This window comes from Nocardioides sp. LML1-1-1.1, from assembly GCF_040676175.1.
In the GTDB taxonomy this organism is placed as follows: Bacteria; Actinomycetota; Actinomycetes; order Propionibacteriales; family Nocardioidaceae; genus Nocardioides.
The window spans coordinates 1,071,998-1,085,131 of the sequence record NZ_JBEGHK010000001.1 but is presented as its reverse complement, the minus strand read 5'-3'; the positions used below and the strand labels follow the sequence as shown (position 1 = coordinate 1,085,131).

13 protein-coding genes are annotated in these 13,134 nt (G+C 68.2%); 7 read left to right on the top strand and 6 right to left on the bottom strand.

Translation table 11 applies throughout. The annotated features are described in order from the left end of the window. Position 1 precedes the first annotated feature (1 nt). From MRBLML1_RS05350 to MRBLML1_RS05340, 3 genes are read left to right on the top strand one after another with little or no spacing between them, the layout of a single operon-like run. Positions 2–1,501 (top strand): aldehyde dehydrogenase family protein, encoded by a 1,500-nt coding sequence (locus MRBLML1_RS05350; RefSeq protein ID WP_364512429.1) that lies wholly within the window; start codon positions 2–4, stop codon positions 1,499–1,501. 54 nt (positions 1,502–1,555) lie between these two features. Beyond that, complete coding sequence (locus tag MRBLML1_RS05345; RefSeq protein ID WP_364512427.1) at positions 1,556–2,095, top strand: hypothetical protein; 540 nt, start codon at positions 1,556–1,558, stop codon at positions 2,093–2,095. An 8-nt stretch (positions 2,096–2,103) separates the two neighbouring features. Beyond that, the gene (locus MRBLML1_RS05340; RefSeq protein WP_364512424.1) at positions 2,104–2,655 is read left to right on the top strand and encodes a hypothetical protein; all 552 of its coding nucleotides are present in this window, start codon (positions 2,104–2,106) and stop codon (positions 2,653–2,655) included. 42 nt (positions 2,656–2,697) lie between these two features. On the opposite strand, the gene MRBLML1_RS05335 is transcribed toward MRBLML1_RS05340, so the two are convergent. Both MRBLML1_RS05335 and MRBLML1_RS05330 read right to left on the bottom strand, forming a co-directional pair. After that, entirely contained in the window at positions 2,698–3,681 is a 984-nt protein-coding gene (locus MRBLML1_RS05335) for a hypothetical protein (protein ID WP_364512421.1), read from the bottom strand. A gap of 128 nt (positions 3,682–3,809) precedes the next feature. Next, a complete protein-coding gene (locus MRBLML1_RS05330) occupies positions 3,810–4,553 on the bottom strand; it encodes a PIG-L deacetylase family protein (protein WP_364512418.1) in 744 nt (247 codons plus the stop codon). A 261-nt stretch (positions 4,554–4,814) separates the two neighbouring features. Between MRBLML1_RS05330 and MRBLML1_RS05325 the strand changes: the two genes are divergently transcribed. Continuing rightward, positions 4,815–6,650 carry an AMP-binding protein gene (locus MRBLML1_RS05325; protein ID WP_364512416.1) on the top strand — a complete coding sequence of 612 codons (1,836 nt, stop codon included), beginning with the start codon at positions 4,815–4,817 and terminating at the stop codon, positions 6,648–6,650. 22 nt (positions 6,651–6,672) lie between these two features. Here the strand turns inward: MRBLML1_RS05325 and MRBLML1_RS05320 are convergent, their stop codons facing one another. After that, the gene (locus MRBLML1_RS05320; protein WP_364512413.1) at positions 6,673–7,968 is read right to left on the bottom strand and encodes an MFS transporter; all 1,296 of its coding nucleotides are present in this window, start codon (positions 7,966–7,968) and stop codon (positions 6,673–6,675) included. A 349-nt stretch (positions 7,969–8,317) separates the two neighbouring features. Beyond that, positions 8,318–8,524 carry a hypothetical protein gene (locus MRBLML1_RS05315; protein WP_364512411.1) on the bottom strand — a complete coding sequence of 69 codons (207 nt, stop codon included), beginning with the start codon at positions 8,522–8,524 and terminating at the stop codon, positions 8,318–8,320. A gap of 96 nt (positions 8,525–8,620) precedes the next feature. On the opposite strand from MRBLML1_RS05315, the gene MRBLML1_RS05310 reads away from it, so the two are divergent. From MRBLML1_RS05310 to MRBLML1_RS05300, 3 genes are all read left to right on the top strand, one after another. Then, a complete protein-coding gene (locus tag MRBLML1_RS05310; RefSeq protein WP_364512409.1) occupies positions 8,621–9,079 on the top strand; it encodes a hypothetical protein in 459 nt (152 codons plus the stop codon). Between the two features lie 307 nt (positions 9,080–9,386). Continuing rightward, the gene (locus MRBLML1_RS05305; RefSeq protein WP_364512406.1) at positions 9,387–9,542 is read left to right on the top strand and encodes a hypothetical protein; all 156 of its coding nucleotides are present in this window, start codon (positions 9,387–9,389) and stop codon (positions 9,540–9,542) included. Between the two features lie 390 nt (positions 9,543–9,932). After that, a complete protein-coding gene (locus MRBLML1_RS05300; RefSeq protein WP_364512403.1) occupies positions 9,933–10,322 on the top strand; it encodes a hypothetical protein in 390 nt (129 codons plus the stop codon). Here MRBLML1_RS05300 and MRBLML1_RS05295 read toward each other — a convergent pair. After that, positions 10,307–10,741: a hypothetical protein gene (locus tag MRBLML1_RS05295; protein WP_364512401.1), complete on the bottom strand. Its 435-nt coding sequence runs from the start codon at positions 10,739–10,741 to the stop codon at positions 10,307–10,309. The two genes, MRBLML1_RS05300 and MRBLML1_RS05295, sit on opposite strands and share 16 nt — an antisense overlap. A gap of 101 nt (positions 10,742–10,842) precedes the next feature. Beyond that, positions 10,843–13,077, bottom strand: coding sequence for a hypothetical protein (locus tag MRBLML1_RS05290; protein ID WP_364512398.1), 2,235 nt, complete (start codon positions 13,075–13,077; stop codon positions 10,843–10,845). Positions 13,078–13,134 lie beyond the last annotated feature (57 nt).

Sequence of the window (13,134 nt, the reverse complement as noted above, 5' to 3'; positions counted from 1 at the left end):
CATGAGCGTGGATGGCGCCTCCATCGACTGGACCTCGCTGGCGACGACGTTGGCGAAGGACCCGCGACCGCTGGTCCACGGAGCCAGGATGGATGTAGCAGGGCCGGGCTACGAGCTCACTGCGCCACGTGACGGCAGTGTGCTGTGCTCGGTCCCGGAGCCGTCGGCTCGCGACGTGCAGCACGCCGTCGAGTGTGCGCGTGCCGAGCAGCAGGTCGGGTGCTGGCCGGGATTCACTCCCCGTGTGCGAGGCGAGATCTTGAAGGACTGGGCCGACGGTATCGAGGCCCAGCGTGTCGAGCTCGCGTTGCTCGTCAGCCTGGAGACCGGCAAGCCCGTTCGCGAAGCCCTGGAGGTGGACCTCCAGAGCGTGGTGAAGGCGCTCCGGTGGCACGGCGCGCTGGCGGACAAGCTGCACGGCGACCACCCCGACGTCGGCAGCCGAGACCTCGCACTGGTGAGTCGCGAGGCCGTCGGAGTCGTCGGCATCCTCCTGCCCTCCAACTTTCCACTCTCGCTCATCGGGTACGACGTGGCGCCCGCCCTGATGCTGGGCAACTCCGTCGTCATCAAGCCGTCGGAGCAGGCCCCGCTCTCCGTGCTCCGCGTGTGCGAGATCGCGGTCGAGGCGGGAGTCTCGCGCGACGCCATCAGTGTCCTGCCCGGCCTGAGCTCCACCGTCGGTCAGGCCATCGCCCGTCACGGAGACATCGACGCGATCTCGGTCACGGGCTCGGTGGCCGCGGGACGAGCGGTCATGGCGGCCAGCGCGGAGAGCAACGGGAAGCGCGTATGGCCTGAGCTCGGCGGCAAGTCGGCGGCGCTGATCTTCCAGGACGCGGGCGACATCGGGGCTGCGGCAGCCGCGTTGGCCTGGGGCAGCTTCCTCAACCAGGGCGAGATGTGCACCGGCTGCTCACGGGTGCTCGTCGAGGCGCCGGTGCACGACGAGTTCGTCGACGCATTCTCCCGGGAGATCGACAAGCTGCGCCTGGGCGACCCGCTGGACTGGGCGACGACGGTCGGCGCACTCACGACACGTCGACAGCGAGAGCTCGCGGAGGATGCGGTGGCGCGGACGGTCGACGGAGGCGGAAGCATCGTCCGCGGCGGAGAGGTCCGCGACGTCGTCGAGGGCGGCCACTACTTCCCGCCGACCCTGCTCACCGAGGCTGCCCCGGACTCGCCGGTGTTCACCGACGAGGTGTTCTCTCCCATCGTCGCCGTACGGTCCTTCGACGACGTCGACGACGCTCAAGCGACGATCCACGCGTCGGGCTACGGAATGGGACTGTCGGTGTGGACCTCCTCGCTCGACCGCGCCTTCCAGGTGACACGCCGAGCCAAGGTGGGCATCGCGTGGGTGAACTGCTTCGAGGGCGACGACATGACGGTCCCTGCGGGCGGCGTCGGCAGGTCGGGGTACGGTCGCACCAAGGGCCTGGCCGTGCTGGACAAGTACTCAGATATCAAGACGACCTGGGTCCACCTTGATTCCTAGCGCTGGACGGCCCGAGCCGAGGAATCCCGGACGATCTTCTCGGAGGGTACGCGGATGCTGATCACCTTTGGCTTCGACAGGCTCGCTCTCGTCGCGGCCGACCTCTTCTTCCAGCACCCCGACCCTCCTCCCGGTCAGGAGGGCGCCGAGCACGGCGTGCGAGTGGAGCTGCGGCACATCGAGGCCGGGCAGCTGCGGGGATCGGTCTACTCCGCTCGACCGGTAGCGGTGACCGAGCCGCTGTGGCGCGTCGACCTGCTGAGGTCGGTCGGTGCGCCCGGTGCGACTCTCGACCGTGCGCACCACCATCCCGCCTTCACCGGCTGGGACGAGAGTGCCCGGGTCTTCGACGACGAGCTGTCCACCGACCCGTTCGCCTGGTTGGAGCGGGAGCTGTCCGACCTTCCCGCAGTGCTCGCCCGCGCCGGCGTCGCCGAGTCCACCGCCACCCCTCGCGACCTCGCGGAGCTTCGCCTGGCGCTTCCCCGGGTCATCGAGGTGGTCCGATGGCTGCTGGACCAGACCCTCGCCGGGCCCTTGGCGCCGGCACCCGAGCCCGCCACGGCGGGACTCGTCCGGGCCAGCTGGCTGTAGGCGAAGACGTGGAGCGGCTTGCGTTCGTGCCTACCGAACGGTGGGGAGAGGATCTCTACGGCCATCCCTGCAGGGAGTGTGCCTACAGCTGGGACCTCACCGTGACCGAGGCGGTGCAGCTCGTCGACGGCCTGCCGTCCGCGTTCCGCGAGCTGCTCGATGGGAGTACCGGGCGGGAGCGGCACACCGATCTCGCCTGGGGTCCGGTCGCGTACGTCTGTCATGTCGGAGACAACCTGAGGGCCTGGACCGAGGGATTGTCGGCCGGGCTGGAGAACCCCTCACTCGTGCCGGTGCCCGTGCCCGGCTACGACCCGGACCTGCTGGCCGAGGCCAAGCGATACCACCTGGTCGTGCCGGAGGCGGCGCTCTGGTCCTTGACGAGTGCGGTGGTCGCCTGGACCGAGGTCGTGCCCCGAGCCGTGCAGGAGCAGGTGAGCCTGTGGCACGCACGCCGCGGCGAGCAGCGCGCAGAGGACGTCGCCCGGAACAACGCCCACGACGCGCTGCATCATGTGTGGGACGTCCGGCGGATCCTGGCCGCCTCTCGTGGCACCTGAGCCATGCGTGGCACGAGCCCGGACGCGCGAGCGTCGCCTCCTTCAGAGGAGTCGCCGGGCAGAGGTGCGCAGCCATGCGTCCGCAGCAGCCGTGAGTTCCTCGACCCGACTCAGCGACGGCGCGTCCAGACGGGGGCGCCGATGATCTCCAGCCCGGTCGAACTGCTCACCGACAGCCCCCTTGGAGTAGCGGACGCTCTCCTCTGCGTAGCCAGGTGGCCGTCGGCCTCCTCCGAGGCCGAACCACGCTTCCGCCGCCAGCAGCGACTCCTCCTTGTCCGCGGCGAAGTCGTCGTAGCCCAGCGCGCGGTACCGGACACCGTCGGGCGCGCCCGCGAAAGCCGCGACCACGTGGGCCCACACTGACGCATAGAGCTCCAGCCCATCGGTCGAGGAGGGTGGGAGACCCACCGCTCGTCGTACGGCGCCTCCCCGCTGCGCGTCCTCACCCCAGCCCGGGGGCGAGGCGAGGTTGGACGCGACCACGGCGTGAGCCTGCCGCCACTGCAGCAGCCACGTCGCCTCGGCAGAGCGAGGGAGGCTCGCCATCACGACCGGGGTGGTCCAGCTGGTGACCTTGACGACGCACGTCCGCTCGTGCGCGTTCGCGACGTGGCAGGTGTAGCGCAACAGAGCCGCGAGGAGCTCCGCGTGGCGCTGCCGGTCCGCGGGACGCGGGGCGAGCGCGACGCGGTGGGCCACGTCGGTGACGAAGTCGGGCTCCTTGAGCACCATGGTGGTCGGTCGCAGGGCGAGGAGATTCGACAGGAGCGTCGACCCGCACCGTGAGACGTGCCCGATCAGCCTGGGTGCCGCAGCCGGCGGTAGGTCGGCAGACTGCTGGAGGAAGACGCGCAGCGGCAGGGTCGCGACGGTATCTGACCGGCACGTGCGCACCGTGTCGTCGTACCACGTCTCGCTGAAGTCGCGGTCCACCATCCGAGCGAACGTCACCGTGCCGGCCGGGAAGTCGACCCCGATGGGCAGGAGGCCGGAGGCGCTCACGTCGGCGAGAGGAGGCGCCACCCGAGGTCCCCCTTCGCGATCGCCGAGTCCGCAGCCGGCCAAGGCGAGTATGGCCCGAGACGCGCGAGGAGAAAAGTCACCTGTCACCGGCGAGGACGCGCCGCTCCTGGCCCGCCTCTCGCTCCGGGTCAACCCGTGTGGACGATGTGGAATGCCTCGACGAGCTGGCCCGCGGGCAGGTCGAACCGCTGGGCGGTGAGCTGCATCCACTCCGTGACCGAGCTCTCCAGCTGGTCGATGTGAGCGACCTGCGACACGTGGCTGTTGAGCGCCGCCAGCTTGAGATCGAGCTGGTCGGTGACGTCGACGGTGTGATCGGCACGGGGCGTGCCGTAGACCCAGACCTCGTCCACCGTCCAGGCATCGAGCCCCTCCTCCGCCAGCAGCTCCGGGAAAGCGAACGGGTTGCGGGCGTCGGGATAGACGGCGCGCAGGGTCGCCTCGCCGGTGACCATGTGGTCGGGATGGGAGTTGTCGATCCACTCCCAGTTGCGCTCTGGCGAGCTGGTGAGCACTCGCTGCGGTCGCACCTGCCGGATCACCCGCGCGATGTCGCGGCGCAGGTCGAGGGTCAGCTCGAGCTGTCCGTCCCGGTAGCCCAGGAAGCGGACGTCACTCACCCCCACAACCCCTGCGGCGGCCCTCTGCTCGGCCCGGCGCAGTGGGCCGATCTCCTCACGGGCCACGTCGGCATCGAAACCACCGGCGTCACCGTCGGTGAGGATGCAGTAGGTGACGTCGGTGCCCGCCGCGGTCCAGGTGGCCACCGTGCCCGCACTGCCGAAGTCGAGGTCGTCGGGGTGGGCGACGATGCACAGCGCGCGCTCGACGTGGGCGGCCGGACCGGTCGGACGCTTGAACAGATCGCTCACGCCTCCCGACCCTACAGGCGCGCGGTCGAGCCCCGTCCTTGATCGATGGCGGGCCCACCTGGGCCCGGCCACGACGGTTGGTTACCCGGCGATCGCATGGTAGAAAAACTTGCGTGCTGGCGATCGGCGCTCATCGGTCGCCGCTCGGCGTGCGCACGACGTGTCCTCCCCCTGGTGCCGACCCTCGATCCCCTGATCCAGCCGGCACAGTGACGCGGACTTCGTCGGGCGTTTCTCGGAGAGTGGATCAGGGAGGGACTCATGTCCGGAGCATCACGGGCTGAGGCGGGCGCGCTGCGGGACGAGCTGGAGCGGCAGTGGCTCACCGCTCTGGGCCGGGCCGGCGAGGACCACGTCTCGGATGAAGAGAACTTCTTCGAGGTAGGGGGACAGTCGCTCCAGACGATCGCCCTCTACTCCGCTCTTGCTGAGCATTTCGGCGACGTCGTCGCCTACGGCGACTTCCTGGACGTGATTGCCGAGGAGGACTTCCTCGGGCTTCTCCGTTTGATCGGCGAGAGCTCCGACGGCGCTGTGCCGGGATCCCGCCAGGACGAGCGGCCCTCGCCGGACCGAGAAGACCGCCCCGTGGCGTCCGGCGGCGCGCACCCGGCCGCCTCGGAGCCGCTGCCCGACGGCGTCGTCCGGATCGGCGAGAGGATCGCCCTGCTGGCGTCGGAGCGCCCCGACGCCACCGCCGTCGTCGTCGTGGGTCCGCGAGGCCGCGAGCAGGTGTACTCGTGGGCGGCGTTGGAGGCCATGACGAATGCGGCGGCCAGGGTGTTGCGTGACAGGGGCGCGACCGGCGGCGTCGTCCTCGTCGCCCTGCCCAACGGGATCGCGCACATCATCGCGACGATCGCGGCCTGGAAGCTCGGCTGCTTGGTGGTGCCGGTCAATCCCGCGCTGCCCGAGTCCAGGTTCACCGACCTGTGCGACATGATCGCGGATGCCACCGTCGTCGCCACCCGTCCGGGCGCCCTGAGCCCGGAAGAGCTGCTTGCGAGCGGCGACGAGTCGGCCTTTCCAGTGACGGGGACACCCCGCTCCGCCGTACTGACGGGTGGGAGCACCGGCCGGTCCCGCGTTGTCGTGCGCAGGGCCCCTTGGGTCTACGACGCGGGCAACCCGCGTCCCGCTGGCTACGACGTCCCCGACATGCGGCCCGACCAGGTCCAGCTGATCGCACTGCCGATGTTCCACGGCGGCTTCATCGAGCTGCACAACGGCCTGGCGCTCGGCCAGACGCTGGTGGTGATGGAGAACTTCTCACCCCGCAGCTTCCTGCGTCTCATCGAGGAACATCGCGTGAACTTCGTGAGCCTCGTGCCCACGCTCATGCGCACCATCATCTCCGTCGACGACATCGACCGTTTCGACCTCAGCAGCGTGGAGGCCGTCTACCACGGATCGGGACCGTGCCCGGAGTACGTCAAGCGCCGGTGGATCGACCTCGTGGGGGCCCATCGGCTCTACGAGATCTACGGCGCGGCGGAGAGCATCGGGTTCCTCCTCATCCGTGGGGACGAGTGGCTGACCCACCCCGGCAGCGTGGGCCGTCCCGAACCGGACAAGGGGGCGCACGCCCGTGCGGTCGACGTCCGGATCCTCGACGATGCCGGCAAGGAGGTCCCCTGCGGCGAGATCGGTCAGGTCTTCCTGAAGCCCGCGGACCCTCAGCAGCCGACCTACGTCGGGGGCGGACCGGAGCTGCGTGAGCACTCGGGATATCTCAGTGTCGGCGACCTGGGTTACCGCGACGAGGACGGATACATCTATCTCGCGGATCGCCGCACCGACGTGATCAACGTCGGCGGTGCCAACGTCTATCCGTCCCAGGTCGAGAGCGTCCTGCTGGAGTGCGACGGAGTGGGCGACGTCGTGGTCGTCGGGCGCACCCACGACATCCTCGGCCTGCAGCCGCACGCCGTCGTCGTACGCACCCGTCCGGACCTGTCGGAGACCGAGCTGGACGAGTTCTGCCGCACCCGGATGGAGACGGAGATGATCCCGAAGTCGTTCGAGTTCGTCGCGCAGCTCCCGCGCGATGCCGCGGGCAAGATCCGTCGCGGAGAGCTGAGCTCACCGACGGGGTGATCCGTCGCGGGCCGAGCCGGGGCTAGGCGTACCTGCTCCAGTAGTCCTCGTCGAGGCTGGGAATGGTCCGCAGCCGAGGCACGCTCGAGCGCAGCAGGATCAGCAGTGAGAACGGGATCCCGACCACGGCGACGGCCAGCGTGGCCCGCAATCCGATGAAGCTGGCGAGGGCACCTCCCGTCAGGGCTCCCAGAGGCACCGAGCCGAGGACGAACAGCCAGGTGCTGGCCGAGACCCGCCCGCGCATCCCCGTCGGCGTGACCGACACGCGCAGGCTGAGCGCCTGGACGCTGTAGATCGACACGCAGAGGTTGATCGCGAAGAACGTCAGCGTGAACGCCGCGATGCTGCCCGCCGAGGCATCGCGCGGTACGAACCAGAGCATGGGCAGGAGTGCGCCGGGGACGAATGTCCAGACGAGGGCCCGGCCGAGTCCGAGTCGTTCCACCACGCGACCGGAGACTGCCGCGCCGACCAGGCCGCCCACGCTGCCGGCGCTGAGGACGACCCCGAGGGTGGCGATCCCGATCCCCAGCTGGTCGACGGCGTAGACGAGGAACACGGTCGTCGCGGCGGTCTCCCAGTAGTTGTAGACCCCGGCCGTGAGAATGGTCGGGCGCAGGATCGGGTGACGGAGGGTCGAGTCGAGGCCGGCCCACATGTCCTTCCACAGGGCACGGACCGCCTTCTTCGGCGCGGCCTCCCGCACCTGGAGGCCGACCAGGCAGGCCGTGGAGACGACGAAGGTCAACGCGTCGATGATGAGGACCCAGGACGCGCCGAGCCGCCCCACCAGGAAGCCCGACAGCCCCGGGCCGGCGGCCTGGGCGAAGGACTGTGCTCCGTAGAGGCGCCCGGTGGCCCGGGTGATGTTCTCCCGCGGGACGACGGTCGGGATGAAGCTGGGGTACGCCACGTCGAAGAACACCATGGCGACGCCGATCACCAGAGCGCCTGCCAGCAGCACCGAGAAGTGGAGCGCGCCCTGGACTGCGAGAAGGCCGAGCAGCAGGAGGACGGACGCCTGGACGAGGTTCGACGCCACCATCACCGGCCGCCGCCGGAACCGGTCGACCCACACCCCCGCGAACAGGAGGATGACCAGCATCGGTGCCGACCCTGCCGCGCGGAGGAGGCCGATCTCCGAAGCGCCTGCGTCCAGCTGCTTGAGGGCCAGCAACGGAATCGCGAACTTCGACATCTCCGTGCCCAGCATGCTGATGCCCTCGCCGGTCCACAACAGCCGGAAGTCGCGCTTGATCGAGGTTTGCGTGCGTCCCTCGAACGATTCTCCGGGCAGCGCGGGGGCGTCGACCACTGTGCGAGCATCCTCTCGATCCCGGGACTGACCGCTGGTCGACCGACGAGAGCCGCAGCGGCCCCCCGGCGTCGGCGAACGAGGATTCACGGCGCCGGGCGATGCCGGAAGTATAGGTCAGAGCCACGGCGGTCCCAGGGCGTCGCGTTCGCTGGTCCACACCCGCGATGCCTCTGCTCGGGAAAGCACGAAGCCCCAGGGTCATCCCTGGGGCTTCTACGTGCGCGAGGGGGGATCTGCCCGCCGCAAGGTGGGGAACTCCCCACCGCTGCGCGTGGGAAGCGCGTCCCGGTGCGCTTGCACCCCCCGCCGATCGGTGGGCGGGATGCCCACACCGGGCGTCGAGCACTCAGCCGGAGCGTCGCTTGCGATCCTGCTTGGCGAGCGCACGCTTGGCGTACATCCGGGGGCCCTTCATCTGCATCTGCGCCATCTGGGTACTCATGTCGAACCAAGCCGCGACCGTGGCGTTGTCGGCGTCACGGAAGGCGAGCTTCGTGCAGGCCGCTGCGGGGGCGAGGAGCTCGCCCGAGGTGAACAGGGCCTGCTTCTCCACTGATCTGCTGTAGAGGTGTGGCTCGTCCTCGCGAAGACCAGCTCCGTGGCCCTGGCTGACGCTCACGGTGAGCGCGGCGATGAAAGGAGCTAGATCATGAAGGACCTCGACGGCGCACACGACGCGCATGAGAGCAGCAGCAGCTCGGATGACGGCGAGCTCGTTGTCATCCGGCCCTCCGACGAGCATTCAACAGAGATGTTCTCTGCGATGCGCGAGCAGTGCTTCCAGAAACTCGAGGACGCGCCTGCGCCGATCGCGGGGAGGGCAGTCAGGGCCGAACACGTGAAGGCGGCCATCAAGCGGCAGTTCGAGGTGGGTACGACCCGAGCGAAGAACCCGGACGTGTATCTGCGCAAGGGACTCGTGTTCTGCCGAGAGTCAGACAAGTTCGACAAGGAGATGTTCGTCGGGATGGTCGACCAGACCTACGGCAACCTGACGGATATCCCGGCGATCGCCGCGGTCTACAAGCCCACGCTCGCGCGAGACAGAAGGACTCAGGCAGGTCCGCGTGCGCGTCTACGTAGGCTGTTCTCATACCGTCGACGGTAGGTAGGACGTCCGACACTTCATGACTGAAGTGGTGCCGCGAGAGGCTGTACACCTTGTTACACATCAGCAAGACACCTTGTTACACATCGGCAAGGTGTAAGAGCGAGCGGTCACGGTTCGGAGGTCCACGGCCCTACCTGGACCGTTCAGATCAAGACGATGAGGCGGGACTCCCAGGGAGCTGACTCTGACTGAGAGCGTCCGCGTATCGCTTTCGAACTCGGCGAGAGAGCTCCATCGCCTCGTCAGCCTTGGTGCGCGCCTCGTCGGCCTTCGTCCGCGCTTCCCTTTCCAGCTTCATGGCCTGGTGAAGCAGATCTTCGATCTGGCCCTGCTCATCCGCGGCAGCCAGGAGCTCCAAGTTGTGGGAGCGCAGGGTCACGTTCTCTGCTCGGAGGGAGGCGTCTTTGTGGGCGCCGGCCTTCAGCGCCGCAACTTCTGCTCGGAGCTCGTCGACCGCTGATTCCAGGACTTCGACCGACCGCCGCAGGTCCGATCCCGTCGGGACGCGTGCTTCAGCCGACGGTCGCTCGATCCAGAGGCGGACCGGGGGTCCAGGGTCTCTGAACCCGGAAAACCGGCCTTCTCGCAGAGCGCGGTCGACCCCCTGACGAGACAGGCCGGTGAGGCCAGCCACCTCCGAAGTCGACATCACGTCGTCGCTCGGCAGCCGCTTTCGCTGCTCAAGGTCTGCACGGTCCACCAGAGACAGCGTAGTTGCTTCTATTTGCTCTGCCCAGAGCTAACGTTTCGATCAAGGCCGGTGCCAAGTGTTTTGCGGATTGAGCAACGACTAGACATCGGTTGCGCGTGTCTGCGCGTCGCGTTGCTCATAGTCGCCGACACTAGACACATGGCAATGCGCGACTCATCTAGTCGTTTTGCGTCTGACGAGCAACGACTTACTTGTGTAGGCGCTGTCGTTGCGCTGCTCGCCGTTGTCGACGAAGGACCTGTCTCAGACCGTCGCTTGGGCACCTTGGTTCACGACCTCAGGGCCGACGAGGGTCCTGCGGGGCTCGACGCCGAAGCCGTGGCGGTCTTCGACGCGATGCCGATGTTCTTCTCGCTGCGCGAGGGGTGGACATCACAGGAGCTTGATGCGGCGGTTACGGACGCCGTCGCTCTAGGCGCCTTGCGTGCGCTGCCAGGTGGCCACCTTGAACTCGGGCACCTTTGGCGCGAGTACATCCGACCGCCACACGCCGCTACCCGCGTGAGCGTGGTTCAGCGAACCGAGTGAATTCGCCCGATCGGCCGGAGAGTCTCCGCGTCTTTCGGAGCGTGAGCGCGCGGATCGTTCACAGGTCCGTAGTTGTGGATGAGCACGTCCCGGAGTTCGACCAGTGCCTCTTCGAACGTTGCGGCACTCACGCAGAGGTTCGGGTCCGTATGGATCGTCGGCGTCACGGGGTCGACGCCGTCGCTAAGCACCTTGTCGTGCAGCGGACCGGTCGCCAAGCGAACCTTGACGGCCGAATTCGCCGACTCGACGGCTACTACGAGGTTGACCTCGATGGCGTGGATGGCATGCTGGCTCGGCGCCGTTGTCGGCCTGGCCGTGCGCCACATCGGCGGAACCCACTGGAGCGCCGGGTGGGCGTGCAAGTCGTTCCAGGCATCAGCGACTTCAGCGCTTGCGACGCGGCCGCCGCCGTACATCTGGACGGATCCCGGGGTTCGCGGTTCTTGTGGCAGACGCTTTCCATGCAGCACCCGCTCGCCAGTCGCTCGGACTCGGCTTGCGAGGTCACGTGCACGATTCACGCCGTCAGCCCATCTGTCCAGTGAGTCGTCGCCGCGCTATGCGTGGCCACAGCCTCACTAACGATCGAGTCCCAATATGGGTCACCCACGGGGAGGTCCGTGGCCTCGTCGTCAGTCTTCATCGACCCGGGCATTGGTGTCGAGAGCCTTCTGGCCTCATCAAGTGCGCGAAGCCGGGCTCCAGCGGGAGCGTTCACGGCGTTGAGCGCCGCTTCGAGGCCCGGAGGGATGCGCTCGCCGCGCGCGCGACGGGCATTGAGCATGTTCCGCTCCTGGTCGGGCACGTAACCGAGGCAGTCGTAGATGTGAGCAGCTGCCTCGAAATGGGCCACCGCGTCATCGGCGTTGGCGGGCTCGACGAGCCGGGCCAGGGTGGCGTGCAGGCGAGCAACCACCTCGGAGGACCGTGCGTTGGTGATCGCGTCCAACCCATCGATGTGGCGGTCCAACAGAGCGCTGAGCACGGTCAGGTGGGCGTCGCGCAGGTCCGCATCTCCTTCGTCGCCGTGCTCGAACAGGAACAGGTCGGCGTCGAGAACCTTCAAGTCGGCGTACGCCTTGGACTCCTTCCGGGTCGAGAGCAGCGAGTTCGCTCGGGCCGCCTCTTCGGCCGCTGTCACCAGGTCGCCGCTGGTTGCGTACGTCCTAGCCAGGAGAGAGACGCACTCTCCGACGTCCTCGGCGAACCGCGGGTTCGTCTCCAGCAGCTTCTCGAACTTGGGGAACGCCTCAACGAGCAGCTCGACACTGCGGCGCAGGTGGGCGGCGCGTTCCGGGTCGCTGTCAGCGAGGGTCTCGGACTGCATTCGCCGGAGCCGACCTTCGCACTTGAGCGCGAACGCCTCGTTCTCCGGGTCGTGGTTCTCGATCGAGATGGTCTCCGCGAGCGCCATCACCGCGATGGCGTTCTCGTACTGCCCGACCCGCTGGAGGACCCAGGAGTGGCCGCAGATCAGGGTCTGTGCACGGACCGCACCGAGCTCGTGGGCTAGCTCAGCGGTCGCGGTCGGCCGCTTCAGGAGCGTCGCGAGGGCCTCATTGGATGCCCTGGCGAGCTGCATGACCGCACCCAGGTCACCCCACCGCTTGGTCGCCTTGTCGAACGCCTTGAACGTGGGTGCGACCGCCTCGGGGTGCGTGTCCGCGTACGCGCGGGCCAGAGCCGTTGCGTTGAGCGTCTGCCAGAACGCACCGTCTCCGAGCCGGGCTGCCCACGCGTTGAGCGCCTCGAGGACACTGCGCGCGAGGTCGGCCCCGTACGAGATGGACATTTTTGGGGTGTCGCTGCCGACGTCCGGGCGGCCGAGGCAGTCCGCCTCCTCGTACAGGATGCCGTCCTCAAGCATCCGTGCGACCTTCGAGTCGAGCACCGCCACGGTTACGCCCATGGCCTGCGCGAGAAGCCCCTTCGGGAGCGGGACCGGGCAGATCTGGAGCACGACTGCGATGTTGGCCAGTTCGGCATCGTCTGGCGGACCTGTGACCGTGCAGGCGCCGAGAAGGCCCTCGGCTCGGAGCTCTTCAACGATTCCAGACAGCGAGAACGATGCTCGGGTGGTGAACCCGTCCATCACCTTCCTCGCCAGCAGGTCTAGCAGCCGTTCGGCGCCTGCCTGGGAGCCGGCCAACGTTCGTGCCTTCCAGAAGGCCATCTGCTCGACGTTCGACTCAGTCGACAAGAGTGGGGCACCGAGCAGCTGAAGGTGCGTCCAGGGGGTGTCGCCGGCAGCGTCGAGAAGCGTCTTGACCCTGGCCCGCTCTGCGTCATTCACGATGACCGCAACTCGTTCGGACAGCTCTGAGTCGTTTGTCGCCTCCCGGGAGAGCGCCTGCAGGGTGTGCAGCGCGTTGAACCACGGAGTGTCGACAGCCGAGGTCAACATCACCTCGACGGGCTTCTCACCGACCGGGAGGCGCCGCAGCGACGCAACGATGTCCTCAACCTCTGCCTGGGTCGGGTTCGCCTTCGCCTCGAAGTATCCGTCCGCGGCTTCGGACGCGGAGCCAGTCAGTCCGTAGTCGAACCCGAACTGGTTCTCGATGTTCGGGAAGACACGCGGCTCGCAGCGGAAGTCTCCCGTCGCGGACGGGTCCAGGCTGTGGATCTGCACCCAGTCGAGCAGCCGGTGGATGGCGACCTGCACCTGGTAGGAGCAACCGCCGAACGTGCCCGGGCCGCCACGCAGCCGTGAGACCGGTGCCGGCGTCCCCGGCTCCTTCTTCTCAGCCACGTGCACCACCCGCCCGGTCGCCGCTGACGTGAATGTCTCCGGGCGCGGTGAGGACCG